The 19,618-nt window shown below is 50.5% G+C and carries 15 protein-coding genes; 2 read left to right on the top strand and 13 right to left on the bottom strand.

What is annotated here, in order from left to right:
* Positions 1 to 100 precede the first annotated feature (100 nt).
* Positions 101 to 883, top strand: a complete 783-nt coding sequence (locus BM123_RS07460; RefSeq protein WP_090166870.1) for a sulfotransferase family 2 domain-containing protein — start codon at positions 101 to 103, stop codon at positions 881 to 883.
* A gap of 7 nt (positions 884 to 890) precedes the next feature.
* On the opposite strand, the gene BM123_RS07455 is transcribed toward BM123_RS07460, so the two are convergent.
* From BM123_RS07455 to BM123_RS07395, 13 genes are all read right to left on the bottom strand, one after another.
* Complete coding sequence (locus BM123_RS07455) at positions 891 to 2,249, bottom strand: oligosaccharide flippase family protein (RefSeq protein ID WP_090166868.1); 1,359 nt, start codon at positions 2,247 to 2,249, stop codon at positions 891 to 893.
* Positions 2,250 to 3,329, bottom strand: a complete 1,080-nt coding sequence (locus BM123_RS07450; RefSeq protein WP_090166866.1) for a hypothetical protein — start codon at positions 3,327 to 3,329, stop codon at positions 2,250 to 2,252.
* An 88-nt stretch (positions 3,330 to 3,417) separates the two neighbouring features.
* Positions 3,418 to 6,033: an SLBB domain-containing protein gene (locus BM123_RS07445; RefSeq protein WP_090166864.1), complete on the bottom strand. Its 2,616-nt coding sequence runs from the start codon at positions 6,031 to 6,033 to the stop codon at positions 3,418 to 3,420.
* A 133-nt stretch (positions 6,034 to 6,166) separates the two neighbouring features.
* Complete coding sequence (locus BM123_RS07440; protein ID WP_090166862.1) at positions 6,167 to 7,507, bottom strand: nucleotide sugar dehydrogenase; 1,341 nt, start codon at positions 7,505 to 7,507, stop codon at positions 6,167 to 6,169.
* Between the two features lie 7 nt (positions 7,508 to 7,514).
* The gene (locus tag BM123_RS07435) at positions 7,515 to 8,462 is read right to left on the bottom strand and encodes a UDP-glucuronic acid decarboxylase family protein (RefSeq protein ID WP_090166860.1); all 948 of its coding nucleotides are present in this window, start codon (positions 8,460 to 8,462) and stop codon (positions 7,515 to 7,517) included.
* Between the two features lie 34 nt (positions 8,463 to 8,496).
* Complete coding sequence (rfbA, locus tag BM123_RS07430) at positions 8,497 to 9,360, bottom strand: glucose-1-phosphate thymidylyltransferase RfbA (protein WP_090166858.1); 864 nt, start codon at positions 9,358 to 9,360, stop codon at positions 8,497 to 8,499.
* A gap of 75 nt (positions 9,361 to 9,435) precedes the next feature.
* Positions 9,436 to 10,497: a dTDP-glucose 4,6-dehydratase gene (gene rfbB, locus BM123_RS07425; protein ID WP_175489279.1), complete on the bottom strand. Its 1,062-nt coding sequence runs from the start codon at positions 10,495 to 10,497 to the stop codon at positions 9,436 to 9,438.
* Positions 10,494 to 11,738, bottom strand: a complete 1,245-nt coding sequence (locus BM123_RS07420; RefSeq protein ID WP_262490449.1) for a glycosyltransferase — start codon at positions 11,736 to 11,738, stop codon at positions 10,494 to 10,496. The genes rfbB and BM123_RS07420 overlap by 4 nt, the downstream gene beginning before the upstream one ends.
* 130 nt (positions 11,739 to 11,868) lie before the next feature.
* Positions 11,869 to 12,888: an NAD-dependent epimerase/dehydratase family protein gene (locus BM123_RS07415; RefSeq protein WP_090166854.1), complete on the bottom strand. Its 1,020-nt coding sequence runs from the start codon at positions 12,886 to 12,888 to the stop codon at positions 11,869 to 11,871.
* A gap of 115 nt (positions 12,889 to 13,003) precedes the next feature.
* The gene (locus BM123_RS07410) at positions 13,004 to 13,645 is read right to left on the bottom strand and encodes a UpxY family transcription antiterminator (protein ID WP_090166852.1); all 642 of its coding nucleotides are present in this window, start codon (positions 13,643 to 13,645) and stop codon (positions 13,004 to 13,006) included.
* Between the two features lie 221 nt (positions 13,646 to 13,866).
* Positions 13,867 to 15,960 carry a hypothetical protein gene (locus tag BM123_RS07405; RefSeq protein WP_090166851.1) on the bottom strand — a complete coding sequence of 698 codons (2,094 nt, stop codon included), beginning with the start codon at positions 15,958 to 15,960 and terminating at the stop codon, positions 13,867 to 13,869.
* A 135-nt stretch (positions 15,961 to 16,095) separates the two neighbouring features.
* The gene (locus tag BM123_RS07400; RefSeq protein ID WP_090166849.1) at positions 16,096 to 16,779 is read right to left on the bottom strand and encodes a response regulator transcription factor; all 684 of its coding nucleotides are present in this window, start codon (positions 16,777 to 16,779) and stop codon (positions 16,096 to 16,098) included.
* A 192-nt stretch (positions 16,780 to 16,971) separates the two neighbouring features.
* A complete protein-coding gene (locus tag BM123_RS07395) occupies positions 16,972 to 17,520 on the bottom strand; it encodes a class I SAM-dependent methyltransferase (RefSeq protein WP_090166847.1) in 549 nt (182 codons plus the stop codon).
* Between the two features lie 461 nt (positions 17,521 to 17,981).
* Between BM123_RS07395 and BM123_RS07390 the strand changes: the two genes are divergently transcribed.
* Entirely contained in the window at positions 17,982 to 19,598 is a 1,617-nt protein-coding gene (locus BM123_RS07390; protein WP_090166845.1) for an OmpA family protein, read from the top strand.
* The last annotated feature ends 20 nt before the right edge of the window (positions 19,599 to 19,618 follow it).

Below are 19,618 nucleotides of genomic sequence, written 5' to 3'. Positions count from 1 at the left end.
TTTACCTTTGCTTCTTAAGAGCTCCTGATGTACTAAAGTTTCTTAGACAGAAACCATTAACTTCTTAAAGCTAACATATTTCAAACTCATCAAACCAATTATGGACATTGCATCTTCAATAAAAAAGGCTCTTTCCGGAGAATTTTTTTATTTAAAAAACAAGCCAAAAAGCATCTTATTTGATCATCTGCCAAAATGCGCTGGAACGACCATTAATTCTTATCTAAAGAAATTTTACCCTTACAGATTAACTTATCACATTAAGTCTAATAAAAAAGAGGACTATGTTCAAAATTTCTTGAACCTAGACAGCTCAAAACAAAAAAGCTACAAATTCATCTATGGACATCGTGCGAATCAACTTATTCCATTTACGGATGAAAACAAAATAGTCGTGACGGTCATGAGAGAACCAGTGGACAGAATTGTTTCTCATTATTACTATGTGAAGAGAAACAGCAAACACCAGTTTCACCAAGAAATAATGGGTAAGGATGTTTCACTCGAGGAGTACTGCTCAACTAATCTAGGCAAAGAATTAAACAATTGGTACGTCTATCACTTTACAGGATTAACAAAAGCAGAGATCAATCAAAACCCCGAATCTTCTGCTCAAGCAGCGTTAAAGTACATTGAAAAAAACTACGGCTTGATTGGCTTTCAAGATCAGCTGCCAGCGTTTTTCAGTGCACTGCAATTAAAAGCCGGAATTTCATCCGCAGGCTTCAATGAACAAAACAGCAAAAACACCACTAGTAACAGGCCTCAATCAAAGGTAATTAGCGACTTAGCCAGAAAAAACATATTGAACTATAACAAAGCAGATGTTTTACTTTTTTCCCTACTGTTTAACCGGAGGAAAAACGGTGTAGTACACCTTTAATTAACCCTTACTTTTTCAAGTCTATTTTTTTGGCAATAAATGTCTTTACCTCTGCGAAATCTTTAGGCTTAGGGATAAAAAAGTATGCAACTCCCTTTTTTGCTGGCAACACTACGGAACCAACTATAAAAACGAAGCTTACGAAATATGCAATAATTGAAGCAACACAAGCTCCTATTACACCATAGTCCGGAATCAACAAAAAATCAAAGACGATTGTCAACAACAGTCCGATGGCGTTTCCCCATAAATTAACCTTTTGCTGATTGATTGCAACGTTATATACTGTGTAAATATTCCGGACAAACACAAAGAACAAACCAATGCATAACAATTGAAACGGAACAATACTATTGATAAATTCTGCACCGTACAGTAGCGGAATTACATAAGGCCCTAATAAAATCAAAACTATAAAGGCGATAAGGATGCTCCAGAAGCCGATTCTTGTACAGAATGACAGTAATTCTAATCCTTTTTCTTCACTGTAAGAGTTAAAGTAAGGTAAAAGCACCTGAAGAGCGGGAGTTAAAACCACCAATAATATATCTGACAGTCTTGCCGACAAGGCATAGTACCCCAGCTCTTGCATTCCCTGGTAATATTCTATGAACCAAATATCAAGTCTTCGATTAGCGAAATTCAAGACTCCTGCAGCCATTCCCACACTCCCGAAAGCAAGAACTGATTTTATCAGAGAGGGATCCTTGTAGAACGCTGATAAAGAAAAGCCAATTTGGGATACGGTTGATTTAAGGAAAAAGAAGATCTTTATTAACAGATCAATGCCATATATAGCGAGCAAAGTCAAAAAAACATTCTGAATAACTTCGTTCTCACTGAACAACCCAAAAAACCAGATAACTCCAAATACAGCAACGGATATAACTCGCTCATTAACAACCGTGTAGTTGTAAACAGAAAACTGCTTTGACCCCTGCCAGACTCCTGTGAGATAATTATTGACCGACTGATAGGCGAAGCTCCCCACAAGAAAGAGTAGCAGGATAGTGGTTTGGTAATCTTTGGGAATCAGGTAGTTCACCACTTTGCTTTCCTGCCAGTAGAGCAAATAGATAACAGAGGAAAAGAGCAGAATACTGAGCAGGGTGATACCAACTCCTACTCCCAGTTTAAGATTTTTTCCTTTTTCTGCACTACCGGAAGCTGCGAAATATGCCATAGTACGAGTCATACTAAAACCCAACAACATCGTCAACAGCATTACATTCGTGCTAACGTAAGCGAAAACGCCCCTGCCTTCCGGTCCCAGCAAGCGGGTGAGGAAAACACTCGTGATGAAAGAAAGTGCAATGGCGATCATTTTGGACCCGAAAGTCTGCGCCAGATTTTTCACTAAAGACATCTAGCTATCTTTCAGAGCGTCAGCAAACAATTTCCGTACAAACAGGAAGGTCACAACAAGGATTCCTCCTAGCAGCGCGCCAACAATGGCAGAGGAAATTCTAGAAGAACCCATTGGAGAAAGTGGGCTGAGGGGGAAATCGACAGGAGTAAACACCGGGGTGGCATTATTGAGCAGGAAACGGGTGGTTTCCAGCCGGCGGACGCTTTCACCGTAGGCGATGGTCAGAATCTGTACTTCCCGGCTGAGGCGCCCCTGTTGCACGCGGCCGGTTTGCTGGAAGAGCCCCGCACTGCGGTCCTGCAGGCTGGCCAGCTGGTACTCCGTGCTGCTCAACAGTTGCTGGAGCGAATCCACTTTTTCCGATAGCCGGCTTACGTTGAGCTGCTGTTGTTCGGTGGCCTGCTTAACGTAGTAATCTTCCAGATTCTTGTAAAGGCTCTCCACCATGGCAATGGAGAGGTCTTCATTACGGCTGGTGGCCTGAAAGGTGAAAATGCCGCTTGCCTTTGCGTAAGATATCGCCAGTAGTGGCACACCCTGCTCGCCGTTCACCTTGAGGTAGCGATGTAACCGGAGGAATACTCTTCTCTGATCGTCCGTAAAAGCGGGCAGGCTATCGTGGGTGAACATTCGCCCTTCCTGAGTTGGCTCGACATCAAACTCTTCAAACAGCCCGTGCGTCTGCATGAGGTGATTAGCAATATAATCCAGTTCACCGTTACAGTTGGCTTTCGTAAAGAACATCTTCTCCGCAATGAAGCGGGATTCTGCCAGGGCGACTACCTTATCCAGGTTAGAGTCACTACCGCCGCCCAGGCCAAACTGTCCGAGGATGACCGATACTTCGGCGGCACCGCCGCCGCCGCCGCTTTCGTTCACCATAAAGGTTAACTCTGCGGGATATTCGGTTGATTTAACGCTGGCCTGGTAGCCCAGTAGTCCACCAAAGATGGCTCCCACCAGTAGGATCAGCCACCAGAACCTGAGTATTTCCAGGAAATACTCTTTTGCTTTGGCCAGTAGTACTGCCAGGGACAAGCCCGTGGCTTCGTCCGCTTGCCTGATTTCTTCACTCATGCTTTAATTCTTACTTCTGCGATTAGCAGTTATCCTGTGCATGGCTACACAATTGTTTTCCAACAAAGCAGCCCTTGGTCGTCAATGACTAGTTTACGCGGTCCAATAACAAAATAAGGGTGAGGACACTGGTTACCGCCCCAACGGTTTCTTTGGCTACCTTACCCCAATCGACGGGTGTTCTCTCTTCTTTATCTGTACGCTTTTTACGGGGTGGTTTGGCGCCTACCGTTACGATGGAGCCGGGCCGTACCTCCGGATAATTCTTGAAGAACAGGAACCGCTTAGTGGATTTTATCTCACCGTTCGGGTATTGTACGGTAGTCGTTCTTTTCCAGGCATTATCACTATAGCCGGCTGCATAGTTTTCGATGTACCAGCGGGCAGACTCCTTACCGTCAAAAGCAACGTTGATGTTCTGATCAGCCAGGATGGAATCAACATAAATTTCCCGGGCGCTGGTGTTAGCTGTCCGGATGCTCACCAGGTCACGGGCCTTTGGAATGGTGAGAATATCACCTTCTTTAAGGGTCACGTTGGTCACTACGGCAGGGTTTTTCATGGCATCGTCCAGGTGAATAACTACGTTACCAATACCGTCTTGTTCCCGGTAAAGAGTGCTTCCCGGAGGGAAAGCCTCCCGCGTCAATCCGCCTGCCTTTTTGACCAGGTCTGTCAGTTTGAGGTTGTCTCCGTCCAAGGCATACTCCCCCGGGTAACGAACCTCTCCGTCCACGAAAACCGTTTGGATCAACTCAAACTCCGGTGCCTGGCGAACCACCAGAATATCGAAGGGTCGGAGTTCAAAATTCGGGGCACTGCTGCTGATGATGTTGTAATTGTCATCAATTTCCAGCGTAGCGGTCAGCGTTTGGGTTGGCTCGTTCTGGGTAATCTGCAGGCGGAAGACATCAATTTTGTTACGGGCGGCCTGGAGTTTTAATCCTCCCGCCAGGGTCAACAGGTCCGCCAGCCCCAGGCTGGGGTCATAGCGGTATTGGCCTGCTTCGCGAACTGCGCCACTAATCTTCACCATGAAGGGTTCGGCAAATCGCTCTTGGTTATAGATGGTGATCTGATCTCCGGGGGCCAGTTGAAGGGTCGCCGCATCCGCCAGTGGGATGCGCAGGTATTCGCGTTCTTCCTGATTGTTAAGGGGCGTTCGAATAATCGAGGCTTCGTTCCGGGCATTCGCCTTAGTTCCTCCGGCGAGGAGGATCGCTTCCTCCAGCGTTAAGCCTCCATCGAGTGGGAAGGGGATGTCAAGCTCTTCGTCTCGTACGGCGCCAGAGATAAGGATATTCCCTTGATCAATGAACCGGGTTTGCGTAAGGATACTTAACGCATCTCCCTTGCTCAGTAACATATCCATGGCACCTGCGGCCGCGCCTAAATCAACGCGTAGTAACCGTTTTGTACCGTCTGGGTTACGCCGCATCAGGAAGCCAACGTCCCGGCGGGCCCCTGGTCGCACGCGGGCTTGCTCGACGAGATCACCGAGCGTTACGCCCTCCGTAAACGGATATTTCCCGGGCAGGAAAACGGCTCCTTCTACGGAAACGAAATTCTCAATTGGATTTTCGATAACGGGTACACTCACCAGATCATCGTTCTTGAGCGCGAAATCCGGCTGCTTGGAGAGATCTACGGTGAGGAGCTCCAACTGGCTGTCCACATAGCGGGTAATCCGAATACTGTTAGTCTCAGCCCGCGTAGTGGTTCCGCCGGCAAAGCTCAGCAGGTCGGAAAGTGTCTCTCCCTCTTTTAGCTCATAGCGAAGAGGCCGCTCTACGCCACCTTGCAGGCTTACTACTTTCTTAGCGGCAGGCACGTAGATCGTTGCGTTATTAGAGAGAAAAAAATCAGATTCCTGCGTGGGGCTCTTCAGGAACTCGTAAACATCAATTTCTTTACGGTCTTTTCCATTAATCAATTGAATGTTCCTGACGGTACCTTTCTCATTGGGCCCACCAGCGGCTACTAATGCGTTGAATGCCGTATTGACCGAGGACAGCGTGAAACTACCGTTGTTTTCTACCTCACCAAAAATATTGACGTTAATGGTACGCGCAGCCTGAATGCGGATATTGAGCTGACCGTCCCTAAACGTAAAGTTTTGTTTAAGACGGTTGGCAATTAGCAAGCGCGCCTCACCGAGCGGGATGCCCGCTACGGGTATTCTCCAGCCACTAGGCAGTCGAATGAATCCGTTATCGTTGACCGTGAGGATAAAATCTGACTGGCTGGCTCCGAAAATAGATATCGCGATTTCATCTCCCGGTTTCAGTGGATAGGAATCTGGCGGGACAACATTATCCGTAGCGCGGAAGACCTCAATACTTTTACCCCGAAAGAGATCATGCCCGTAGATATTACTGGGGGGAAGGACTTCGTTAACGGCCTCGGTAGTTACTTCCGAAATAGCTTCTTCCACGCTGGCACCATCTTCGACGGCTTCGCTGATTTCAGCGGCAGATTTTGCGGCAGCCTCCTGAGCGGCTTTTTCGGCAGCGTTTTTTTCTGCTTCCATTTCCGCAACAATAGCTTCCACCCGGGGGCGCAACCGTAGTATTTCTTCCGGAGAGACGGCCGACAGGTTAATGCCTTCAGCGAGCAATCGGCGATTTAGTTCTTCCTGATCAATATCACGGGAGGCTAACTCCTGACGGATTTGTGCCTCTGTTGGTATGGTTTGTGCGAACATAGAAGACGCGCAAATCAGCAGAAAAAAGCAGAGTAGATATTTATACACTTGTCATTCTTTACTGTGGAGAGGTAAAATTACCTCATTGAAAAAATATTCGTTTGAAAACTCGTGGTGGGCTGAGTCCAGCGGCTTACAGCCTCCAGAGTACTTCCCCTTCCCGTAGTTCGTCCCTTGAGTAAATTCCTTTGAGATCAAACAGGACCATTTCTGGTTGGCTGATCTTGCGGAAGTAGTCTAAAGAGTATTTACTGAATTTCTCGTGAGCAACCGCTACAATGATGGCGTCATAGTTTTCCCCGACGGTTTCCGTCATGGGCAGCTGATACTTTTCCATCACTTCTTCGGGATCGGCGTAGGGGTCGACCAGATCTACATTGAGGCCAAACTCAGACATCTCCCGGATCATATCCACTACTTTAGAGTTTCTTATGTCCGTAACATTCTCTTTAAAGGTTACTCCCAGCACCAGCACGTTACAATCGTTGGGGTTTTTCCCCGCTCTTAGCAGGAGTTGCACCAGTTCTTTAGCGATAAAAGCCGGCATTCCATCGTTAATGCGCCTCCCACTGGCAATAACCTGCGGGTCATATCCCATGGCCAGGCTTTTATGCAACAGATAGTAAGGGTCTACACTGATGCAATGCCCGCCCACCAGCCCGGGCCGGAAGGGCAGGAAGTTCCATTTCGTGGATGCTGCGTCGAGAACGTCCTGCGTATCGATTCCCAACCTCCGAAAAATGATGCTTAGCTCATTGACGAAACTGATGTTAACATCGCGCTGGCTGTTTTCAATTACTTTGGCAGCTTCCGCCACCTTAATCGATTTGGCCGGGTAAATGCCGGCTGTAATAATTTCTCCATAAGTTCCAGCTACCACTTTCAGCGTGGGCTCATCGCTGGCGCTTACAACTTTGGTAATGCTGGTAATGGTGTGTTTTTTATCTCCCGGGTTGATCCTTTCGGGAGAATAACCGACGGTAAAGTCCTCTCCGAAAGTCAGGCCGCTTTCTTTTTCCAGCAGCGGTACGCAATCTTCTTCCGTACAGCCGGGGTATACGGTAGATTCGTAAACGACGATGTCCCCCTTCCGGAGGTGGCGCCCAACGCTGGCGGTAGCCCCCAACAATGGCTTGAGGTTGGGGGTCCGGCTTTCGTCCACCGGAGTAGGCACGGCTACAATGTGAAAGCTTGCTTTTGCCAACTCCGCAGGATCGGAAGTAAAAGTGATACTCCGGTTGTGGAAGGCGGTAGCAGGGAGTTCATTGCTGGGATCAATGGACTGCTGCATTTTCTTCACCCGCTCCGAAGATATATCGAAGCCAATGACGTTGAACTTTGTTGCCAGTTCCAGCGCCAAAGGCAGGCCAACGTAGCCTAAGCCCGTTACCGATATTGACTTTTTCCTGGTTTTGAGCTCTTGTAAGACTCTGTCAGCGTCTAAAGTGTCCACAGTATTTTTCACGGATTTCATTTTTCCTTCAGATGACGGAAGAAAGTTTTTGCTGAAAGTAGGGCAGGGTATTTTTCAGCCCTGTCTTTCGGTCTGTTTTGGGTTCCCAGTCTAAAATTTTCTTTGCCAGAGAAGTATCCGGCCGGCGGCGTTTAGGGTCATCCACCGGTAGCGGCCGTTGATCAAGAAAGGCGTTCGAATTACCCACGAGTTCCATGATTTCTTCAGCGAAAGCCTTAATAGTGATCTCATCACTGTTCCCTATATTCACGGGCTGTGCATAGTCACTCATCAAGAGCCGGTAAATCCCCTCTACTAAATCGTCGACGTAGCAAAAAGACCGGGTCTGGCTACCATCACCAAAGATGGTTAAGCCTTCGCCTCTGATGGCCTGGCTGATAAATGCGGGTAATACCCGTCCGTCATCAATCCGCATCCGGGGCCCGTAAGTGTTGAAGATGCGCACAATGCGCGTCTCCAGCCCGTGATAAGTATGGTAGGCCATCGTCATTGCTTCCTGAAACCGTTTGGCTTCATCGTAAACGCCACGTGGGCCAACGGGATTTACGTTGCCCCAATACTCTTCGTGTTGCGGATGCACCAGCGGGTCGCCGTACACTTCACTGGTAGAAGCGATAAGCATACGGGCGTTTTTCGCTTTGGCCAGGCCCAACAGATTGTGCGTCCCCAGGCTCCCGACCTTCAGGGTCTGGATGGGCATTTTAAGGTAATCGATCGGGCTGGCGGGCGATGCGAAATGCAAAATGTAGTCCAGCTCACCGGGAACATGAACAAACTTACTGACATCGTGATGGTAGAAAGTAAAGTCTTCCCTCGGCATCAGGTGAGCGATGTTATCCATCGAGCCCGTGATCAGGTTATCCATGCCAATCACGTGAAAGCCTTCCGCGATGAAGCGGTCACTCAGGTGAGAACCAAGGAAGCCGGCAGCACCGGTAATCAGGACTTTTTTCATAGTATCACCCGATGGGTGGCTAGTAGGCCGTTATTTAGTGTAGCAGACGCTCCAGGTACATACCATACCCGCTCTTCTTAAGGGGGTCCGCAATTTTTTTAAGCTGATCATCTCCAATGTAGCCCATTCTCCAGGCAACCTCTTCAATACAACCGATCTTAAAATCCTGACGCTTTTCAATAACGCGGACAAACTCCGCCGCATCGTGCAGGCTTTCAAAGGTTCCCGTATCCAGCCAGGCAGTGCCCCGCTGCATTACCCCGACTTCGAGTTCCCCCATTTCGAGATACTTACGGTTTACGTCCGTGATTTCATACTCCCCCCTTGCGCTGGGAGCTATGTTTTTAGCAATCTCCGTTACTCTTTCGTCATAGAAATACAGGCCGGGAACGGCATATTTGCTCTTGGGCTCTGCTGGTTTTTCCTCAATGGAAATGGCCCGCTTATGCTCATCGAATTCGACGACTCCATAACGCTCCGGATCATGGACGGGGTAGGCAAAAACGCGCGCTCCCTTTTCAAGGCTCGCACTTGCCTGTAGTAGCTGACTCAGCCCTGCCCCGTGAAAGATATTATCTCCTAAGATCAGCGCGGCTTTATCTCCGTTGATGAAATCTTCCCCGATCACAAATGCCTGGGCCAGGCCGTTAGGCACTTCCTGAATGGCATATTCAAAGGTGCAACCCAGGTCGCTTCCGTCTCCGAGCAGATTACGGAAAGCGACGTTGTCTTCAGGGGTGGTAATGATCAGTACTTCCCGGATTCCCGCAAGGAGCAGAATGGACAATGGGTAATAGATCATCGGCTTATCATAAACAGGCATCAACTGCTTACAAACACCGCGCGTGATGGGGTAAAGCCGGGTGCCGGAACCGCCAGCCAGAATAATTCCTTTCATGAGAGTGAAGCTTGTGTTGCCAGGTTTTCAGGGCGCGCCCGCAGGTGCAAAGGAAAGTCAGAGGGCAATGCGCCCCTACTTCCCGTACATTTTCTCGTAGTATTTTTGATAGTCACCACTGGTCACTCCGGCCATCCATTCCTCATTGTTCAGGTACCAGTCAATGGTTTTATCCAGACCCTCTTCGAACCGGAGGCTGGGCATCCAGCCGAGATCTTCTTTCAGTTTCGTTGCATCGATGGCGTAGCGCATATCGTGGCCAGCCCGGTCGGTAACGTAGGTAATGAGCTTTTCGGAAGAGCCTTCCTCCCGGCCAAGCTTCTTGTCCATCAACTTACAAAGTACGCGGATCAGGTCAATATTACGGTATTCGTTATGGCCGCCGATATTATAGGTTTCCCCTTGCTTACCCTTATGCATAATGTCATCAATGGCCCGGGCATGATCCTCTACGTATAGCCAGTCTCTTACGTTGACCCCCTGGCCGTAGACAGGGAGCGGCTTGCCCTGTTTAATGTTGTTGATGAACAGCGGGAGCAATTTTTCCGGAAACTGGTAGGGACCGTAGTTATTGGAGCAATTAGACAGAACGATTGGCAACCCGAAGGTGTGGCCCCATGCCCTTACCAGGTGGTCACTACCAGCCTTGGAGGCCGAGTAAGGACTACGCGGATCGTAAGGAGTCTCTTCGACGAAGAACCCCGTTTCGCCCAGGGAGCCATAAACTTCATCCGTACTGACGTGGTAAAAAAGCTTACCGGCATAGTCTTCCTTCCAGCTTTCCTTAGCGACCTGCAGCATGGTGGCGGTGCCCAAAAGGTTGGTTTTGACAAAAATGAGTGGATCCTCAATGCTTCGGTCAACGTGACTTTCTGCCGCCAGGTGAATCACCACATCAGGGGCATAAGTAGCAAACACTACTCTGATGGCCTCCAGGTCCGTAATGTCTGCCCGGACGAAACTGTAGTTCGGGGCATCGGCAACATCCTTTACGTTTTCCAGATTGCCGGCGTAGGTCAGCGCATCCAGATTGATGATCTTATAGTGCGGGTAGTTGTTCACCAGCCGGCGAACTACGTGATTCCCGATGAAGCCAGCTCCTCCGGTAACCAGGATTGATTTCTCTATCGCGCTCATTTTTTTATCGCTATTTCGTTTAGATACCGGGCAATGGTGGCGGTAGCTCCCTTACGGGAAAAGTTCCGGATTGCCTCCGGGTCACCGGCCTGTGGCGCCTCTCCTTGTTCAAAGTTATTGAATAAATCCAGCAGACAGGCTTTCATGGCTTGCTTATCCTCAAAGCCACACATCGTCCCGGCCGAGGTTTCTTTCAGGATACGCGCAGCGTCACCTTTCGTGGTACCGATGGCTAAAATGGGTCGTTTGGCCGCCAGGTATTCAAAGAGTTTACCGGGCACTACCCCCATTACGTTAGGCGTATCATTGGTCAGTAGCAGCAGCACACGGGCGCGGGCGAGGGCCCCGGTAATTTCGTTGTGAGGAATGTATTCCACCCGTTCTACGTTCTGGCTCAGGCCCAGCTCTTCGAGCTGTGAGAAAGTGATCTCGTCCGTTTTCCCGATAAAGCGAAGACGTAGCGCCTCCCTGAAAGCAGGATTCTCTGTGGTCAACCCGGCCAGCACTTCCCAGAGGGGTTTACTGTTGCGGTCCTGATTGAGCGATCCAATGTGGCAGATCGTAAACTTTGGATCCGGAGAGACCGGATGCTGCTGAAAGTCCGCTTCGTCAAAACCATTGGTCACGACCTCGATGTCTTTTCGCCCCAGGCGCCGGAAGTCATCGGCCCAGCTCCAGCTTACCGTGATCATTTTGTCGGCCTCCTTAATGACAGATTGCTCCAGATTACGGTGCTTGCGGTCGGCCCAGCTAGTTAGCATGAGTTGATCGTAGAAGTCAATATTGGTCCAGGGATCTCTGAAGTCTGCTAACCAGGGGATACCTGTCTTGCGCTTCAGAGCTTTTGCAATCAGGTGGGTCGTATGTGGAGGGCCTGATGAGATGATGGCGTCGACCTCGTTGTTAGCCAGCCAATCGGTAAGCATCCGTACGGAGGGCCGGCGCCAGAAAGCGCGGGCATCGGGAATGAAAAAATTGCCCCGTAGCCAAACAGAAGCTTTTTGAGTGAAGGAGGGCTTCTCCGTTCCGGTCATAAACCCGGAGTAGACTCTCTCTTTTTTGTCCCGGTTAGTAAATCGCTTATAGAGCTCATAGGGTTCCCAAATGTCACCCTTCAGTACTTGTACTCCTTCGGGAATATCTTTGGCAAGGCTCTCATCAATGACTGGATAAGCAGCGTCTTTTGCGGTAAAAACGACGGGTTCCCAGCCAAAATCCCGCAGATACTTCACGGTTTTCAGTACACGCTGTACTCCTGCCCCTCCGCTGGGAGGCCAGTAATAGGTAATGATGAGTACTTTTCGGGAGATCTTTCTTTGCTGTTTATATCAGAACTTTGCACCTGCGTGCAGCGCCCTGATGAGTGTTCTGCTATACATTATAATACTCTCTGTACCAGCGGACAAAAGCCGGAATCCCTTTATCCAGGGTCGTGTTGGCTTTATAATTGTAATCCCGCTCTAATGCAGAGGTATCGGCATACGTTTTCTCGACGTCTCCGGGTTGCATTCCCAGGTATTCTTTCTTTGCCTTTACTCCAAGGCACTCTTCGATCATTTCGATGAACGTCAACAGGTTCACCGGCTGGCCCTTGCCAATATTATACACCCGGCTGGCTACCCCTTCCTGAGGAGGGCGAGGTTGGCACAAAACACGATACAGGCCTTCCACGATGTCATCAACGTAGGTAAAGTCTCTTGACATTTCTCCGTGATTGAACACCTTTATCGGCCGATCATTCAGAATGGCGTCGCTGAACAGGCTGTAGGCCATATCCGGGCGTCCCCATGGCCCATACACCGTAAAAAACCGCAGCCCGGTAACCGGCAGCTGGTATAAGTGACTGTAGACATGAGCCAGCAATTCATTACTGCGCTTGGTGGCTGCGTAGAGGCTCGCCGGCTGATCAACGGGATCTGCTTCTGCAAACGGAACCTTGTCGTTCAGCCCGTATACGCTGCTGCTACTGGCATATACCAGGTGCTTAACCCCTGTTTTACGGCAAGACTCCAGAATGTTGACAAATCCTGAGATGTTGCTATCGATATAAGCTGACGGGTTACTCAGGCTGTACCTTACGCCCGCCTGAGCGGCAAGGTTACAAACTTTGGCGAACTGGTGATCCTCGAATAGTTTTTCAATGGCCTGCTTATCCTCGAGGCCGATTTTCCTAAAGCTGTATGCGGGGTATTTAGTACTTACGGCTTCCTCTCCGGACTCTACATCCTGCCGCGCAATACCAGCCTCCGCCAGGCGACTCCACTTCAGTCCGGGATCATAGTAGTCGTTCAGGTTATCAATACCCACCACCTCAAGGCCGGCTTCAGCCAGTTTGATGGCCAGGTGATGGCCGATAAACCCTGCGGAGCCCGTCACCAGAATTTTAGTCATCCGCAAGTTCGAATTTTATGTATTGGGCCTGACAGGCCTTCGGCGTCCATGCGTCGGAGACGCTTAGCCCAAGTCATCGTCAATGACCAGCTTTTCCGTCTTGAACATCCAGCTACTACCAGAGTACTTTACTGTCGTTTGTTGTAGCTACCTCTTCCGGTACCATTGCTTCTTCACTGAGTGTCATGAGGTAGCAAGGATCAATCTCGCAGGTTGACAAACAGGCACCGATGCCGGAAAGAGAAATAACAAATGTCTTTTTAGATTTTTTGCGCACGTAGTATCCGCGAATTCCCGCAAGCGGGCCACGGATAATTTCAACGGGTGTTCCCTCCCGGAAGTCAAAGGCTTCTTCGATGGTGTCCCAGTCTAATTTTCGGTCTGTGCTAAGTTTACGCAGCAGGTCAATTTCATGCTCGGAGATCATCCTCCGGTCTTCACCGATCGTCACAAAGCCCGAGACGTAATGTGCCCGGCGAACAGTCATTTCTTCCCCCTTATGAATTCGCACGAAAACGTAACCTGACATCAGAGGCAGTTGTCTCGTTACTTTCTTACCAGGGTATTTATAGACCTTTTCCCGTAGCGGGACATAACACTCCACGCCTGATCTGCGAAGTTCCTCACAAGCCCTTTTCTCGTGGCGGCTTGAAGTCCTGACCGCAAACCACCGCCGCTCCCGGAGGTGAATGTCGTCCAGCTTGCCCGTTGAGGCAGCGCTTAAACAGTGGTTAAGACTAGAAATACGAATAGCCATAGGGCTTAGAGAGGGATTATTTTGACGGGCAAAGATAGCTAAAAACTCAAGCTTTATTAACAAGTTCGAGGAAATAGTCTGTGGGAACACGCAAGGCAGGGAAAGCGATTACAACGTAAAAGTACTTTGAAAAACAGAGTATTTCAAATTGCTTTTTTTCTTTAACAAAATCCCTCTTCCGAAGCAATACCAAACGGGGTTAGCGGCCACGCTTAGCGGCTCTAGTAGCCGCCAAAATATCTCCGCATAAACCACTCTCCGGCAAAGAGGGCAAGCAGGGCAAAAAATATCCATTTCAGGTGCACGACCGAGCGGGTATTCACCGTCTCAAATAAGACGGGCTTCACCGTTCCGGCAGCTTCCAGGCGGCCCGGCAGAGAGGCCAGTTCCTCGGGGAAGAGCAGGGCGCCGCCATACTGATCACTTAAGCGCCTTAGCAGACCATGGTCAGCCTCCAGTGCATACCGCTCTACTTCTACCGCCTGGATACTAAACCGGCCGTTATAGCTAAGGTCTTCGCCTCCGGAATTCGTCCGGGCCAGGAATCGATAATTGCCTACGGGTAGTGTTCCTGCATTGAGGGTGTAAGCGTTACTCGTTCGGTTGAAAGCGAAGTTATACTCCCGCCCCTCCGGGCCGGTGATCAGAACCGTCGCCTCCGGCTCATTAATCAGTTCGTAGCTGCTGTTGTAAAGCTCCGCATCTAACTGGACCGGTTCGTTCTCATCGAAGAGGTTCTTGGGTAAGCTCACCCGGAAACGCCGCTTGTCCTCCTGTATGGTCAGGTATTGAGTTACCTGGCTGATCAATTCATCAAAACGCTCATGATTACCGTATTCCAGGTGATCAAAAAGGCGCCACTGCCAGATACCGCTACCAGCGATAACTCCCGTTCGCACGCCTTTGCTTTCACCAAGGGTAATCAATGGGTAATCCGTTTCCACCCGGCCAATGCGTTGCTTGAGCAAAACAGTTGCTCCGGGCCCCGGGGTGAATTCTCCGAAAGGCGCAGTTATCGGAGGGAATTTAGGCAGTGCCTGCCGGAGCTCCTCACTGAGCGTAAAGAGGCTGAAGCCCGGCACCGTACGGGCACTGACATCATTTCCCTTCGCACCAGAGGTTCCTTTAAAGGAGAGCAAATCCTGTGCCTGCCCGATCGCCCGCGCAGGAGCGTTAGGGCCAAGAACGAACAGCGTTGGGACTTTAGCCCGTTGCAGTTGGCTCAACTCGGCGCTAATGTTCTTTTTCAAAGAGGGCAGCTGATGCAGAACTACGAGGTCAAAGTCAGCCATCCGGCCCTGAAATTTACCCGCATAGCCAATCTCTATTTCATTGTTCTTGCCGGTGGCCAGCGCCTGCTTAATTGCTGCAATGTCCGGATGAGGAGCTGCCGCCAGCAGTAATACTTTTTGGCGGGCATCGAGTACATCGATGAAAATGTCACGTCGGTTATTGGCTGTGCTCACTTCCTCACCAATAGTGCTCAGGCTTATGCGATACCGCTGGACGCCCGGTCGGTCAGCGTCCAGAATCACCTCGCGGGTGGTGAAGAAATCGTTTTTGTTGATGGAAATATTCTCCGTGTGCAGTTCTTTTGAACCGCTGTCCCCTACCCTACTTACCGTCATTCGGGTATTACTGCCAGCAGCTCCGCGGGCAGTAACGTCGATCTGGATGCTGAACCGGTCTTCCAGGTAGGCGATCTTATTGTGAAAGACCCTGCGAATGACCAGATCTCTGCGCTGGGTCGTGTCCCCCAACCCCACGGTATAAACAGGAGCTTTAAGCTGCAGATTACGGTAGGCAGGGTTAGTCCCTTCATTATAGATTCCATCGGTGGCCAGCACCACGGCCCCCAGATTCTGGCTGCCGTAGACATCACTGATCTCAGTGAGCACCGCATCCAGGTTGGTCCTTTTGTCCTTGAACTGTAGCGCTCCTCCCGGGGTAACCGCCGCACCAAAGGTGTAATCCACCACCTGGTATTTTTCACTCAGGCTGGCCTTGAGGGCTTCCCATTGCGCAACGTAAGCAGCCGTGTCCGTTTCCATGCCTATGGATTCGCTCACGTCTTGCGCCAGCACGATCACGGGTTCCTGTCGGTCCGTCTGCAAGTAACGCAGCAAAGGAGATAGCAGCAAGGCCGCCAACAGGCTGTAGCCCAGCCAGCGGAGGAGGCCCATCCCCCAGACCAGGCCGCGGGGCTGGTCTCGAAAAGTCTTTTCCCGATAATAGAGCAGCAAAGCCACTACCAAACCGGCAAGGGCGCAAAGAATCAGAAACCAGGACGGATACTCGAAAGAAATGTTTTGCATCTGGAAAGGGGGCAATAGTCGTTGGGGTAGTCCTTGAGGAAAAAAAACACCACCCCAGTTAATCCGGGAGCATTTAAAAGTGCAAGGTACTGGATTTAATGATGGTGACAACCTCCAGGACTATAGCAAGTCGGTTCAATCAACAAACTTATACCCAACGCCACGGACACTGAGAAAGTGCGCCGGATGCTTAGGATCTTGCTCAAAGTACTTTCGGAAGGAGAGAATAAAATTGTCAATCGTCCGGGTACTGGGATAAACATCATATCCCCAGACGGACTGCAAAATCTGTTGCCGGCTCACCACCTCGCCCCGACGGTCCGTCAGTAGCTTCAGCAACATGGCTTCTTTTTTGGTCAGGGTAAACGTTCCCTGATTACCCTCAGCTTCGTAGGTGGCAAAATTGACCTTATTATTCCCGAAGGTGAAAAGGTCGGGTTTGACGTCGGGGTTTTTACTGGTCCGTTCGATTAGTCTGCGAACGCGTAGTAAGAGTTCCTCGAAGACAAAAGGCTTGGTCAGATAGTCATCAGCCCCTTTCTTGAGCCCCTGAATCCGGTCGGCGGCCTGGTCCTTTGCGGTCAGAAAAATAATGGGCGTTTCCCGGTCCGTCAGGCGAACCTGCTCTACTACCTGAAAACCATCCACTTCGGGAAGCATTACGTCAACGATCATCAGGTCAAAATGCTGTTCCTGGGCATGTTTGAGTGCCTGGCGGCCATCGGCGGCCGTGACGACCTCGAAGTCGTCCATTTCCAGATTAAGCTTGACCGTCTCACGGATGTTCTCCTCGTCCTCTACCAACAGGATGCGTAGCATAATTAAAAGCGTTGATTACTATAGCCTTACGTTCGGAATGGGATAATGGTTCTCCTTCCTGGCTAATTGTGACTTTACCGTGTGTTTTTCTTTCGGCGCGGACAACGGAGTTGGCGTTTATGCCGAGCGAAGCCGAGGTACGGGTGCAGTGGAAAGGGGAAGAAGCAATAGGCCGCCCGGAGCCAGCAGCGTCTACCCCATAAAGCAGCTATAAATAAAGGCTGGCGGAAGATTGGCCGCCGTAAAGCTCACGGATACTTTATGGAAATAGTCTTTCATTAGTCCGTAATCCTGTAGGGCATACTGGTACTGATAGAACTCTCCCTTCGGGCCCAGGGCAATCCGGGATTGCTCCAAGATTTCGGCTTTCACCTCCTTAGGAATCATCGAAAGCGGCAGGCTGGAGACCACGAAGTCAACGGTTCCCGCTTCAAAATAGTCGGTGAGCGTCTCAGCTCCAACGGGTAACACCCGTAATCTGGGGTCTTCAATGCCTGCGAGTAGGGCGATAAAGGACTCATTGATCTCAAAGGCGGTAACCTGACTCTTCGGATGCACCTTATTCAGGATGGCGCGGGTAACACAGCCGTCGCCAGGCCCTAACTCAACTATGGTTACCGGCCGGTCTGCGGGTAATGGCTCTACCAGCTTTTTTATTAAGGCAGGAGAAGAACTTGCAATGGCGCCCGTTGATCGGAAACTCTTGACGGCTTCCCGAAAAAAAGACCAGCGCTTTTTCATGAATAGGAGGTTGATGAAAGTGCCGCAAGGTAGGGGTTTGATTTGGAATAGCCCGATTTAAGTCGTCTTACGGGCGGGTATCCCTGACCCAACGGAGCCTGAAATGTCATTTTTACAGCACTTCTCCCGTTACTTTCCTCTCCTTGAGGGCAGCAGAGGGAAACACCGTGAAAAAAGCGCACAAGCGTTTTTCTTCTTCCAGAAAGAGACCAGAATAGTTTTCCGGATACACTTTGCTTTTCATCCCCCCGCTTTGCACCTGCGGCCTCGCCCAAGTCCCGCACATCCCCCACCCGGCCTCTGGTGTCCCTGGCCAATCTTTCGCACTTAAGTGCTTTTAGCAGCATTTAAAATCTACCGTTTCATAAAACAATTGAACCTTTCTCATATATTTACCCACCGTTCCCCTTTCGCAACCTATCTTTATCGCGTTAATTTTCCCCAGGTAATCATAATTCCCAATGACACGTATTCTTTTCAGCAGCTTCTTTTTGCTGTTGGCTACCGTCTGCTTAAGTGGGCAGTCCAACAATCTAAACGCATTTAATGCCCTCTCGGCCCGTGTGCTGGCCGTCGATCACGAAATTCCGAATGAAGATCTGACGGATTTATCCTACACCTTTGCCCTCGAACTGGGTTACCGGCGTCAGCTGGGCAAGTACTTTGGTTTAGCCGTTCCGCTTAAGATTGGACTCATTGACGTTGGAGAGCTGGAAAACATCTCCATCGTCGGCATTGAACTGCTGGGACAGTTTTACCCCGCGGGCGTTAACGCTAAAGTCTCTCCCTACCTGCACGCCGGTTACGGTATTGTAGGGGAAGGCTTTGACGACTCCAACCTTCAACTTCCACTCGGCCTGGGCTTCAACTTCAAACTCGGCGACAACTCCTGGTTTAACCTTCAGGGTGAATATCGGATTTCAAACCAGGACAACCGAGATAACATCATGGCCGGCGTCGGTTATATTTATCGCTTTAGCAGCGTTGATACGGATAAAGATGGTATTGTCAACCGGGATGATCGCTGTCCGGACCTTCCCGGCCCCGCAGCTACCGGTGGTTGCCCCGATACGGACATGGACGGTATCATCGACTCTGACGATAAATGCCCGACGGAAGTTGGTTCCATTGCAATGAACGGCTGCCCGGACGCCGATGAAGACGGGGTTGCTGACGGAGAAGACGCCTGCCCGGAAGTGGCCGGCTCCGCTGCCACCAAAGGATGCCCCGATCAGGATGGCGATGGTGTAACGGATGACAAAGACCAATGCCCCGATGTGGCTGGCCCGGCAGACAAAATGGGCTGCCCCGATACGGATGGTGACGGAGTGCCCGACCACGAAGACCTCTGCCCTAAAGTCGCGGGTAATCCCACCACTACTGGCTGCCCGGACCGGGACGGTGACGGAATCAGCGATTCCGAAGACCAATGCCCGGACGCTGAAGGAGAAGCAAAGGCTGGCGGCTGCCCGGATCGGGACGGTGACGGAATCAGCGATTCCGAAGACCAATGCCCGGACGCTGAAGGAGAAGCAAAGGCTGGCGGCTGCCCGGATCGGGACAATGACGGCACCCCCGACAAAGACGATGCCTGCCCGGAGCTCGCCGGCACCCTGAAGGGTTGCCCGGACACTGACGGTGACGGCGTAGCTGACAGAATAGACCGCTGCCCCACACAGCCAGGCGATGTCGCTAACGCTGGCTGCCCGGAGATAAAACAAGAAGTGAAAGAGCGGCTCGAATACGCCGCCCGCGCCGTGCAATTTCAAACCGGCTCGGCTAAGCTCAAAGAATCCAGCTACGTCATTCTTTCCGAAATTGCCGGCATCATGCGGCAATACCCTGATTACAACCTGACAATTAGTGGTCACACGGACAATGTTGGCTCTGAGGTAACGAACCTCAACCTGAGCCAACGACGAGCATCTTCCTGCCGCGACTTCCTCATCGCTACCGGCATTCGGGAGGCCCGGATCAGAAGTGCTGGCTACGGAGAGTCTCTCCCTACGGCAGATAACAGCACCGCCGAAGGCCGCCGCCTTAATCGCCGGGTGGAATTTGTCCTCTCACCCCGGTAGTAAGAGGCGGATAGCTCTGC

Origin of the sequence: Neolewinella agarilytica (genome assembly GCF_900110645.1) — a bacterium.
GTDB lineage: Bacteria > Bacteroidota > Bacteroidia > Chitinophagales > Saprospiraceae > Neolewinella > Neolewinella agarilytica.
Note: the sequence above shows the minus strand (reverse complement) of the source record. Positions and strands in the feature narration are given on the sequence as shown.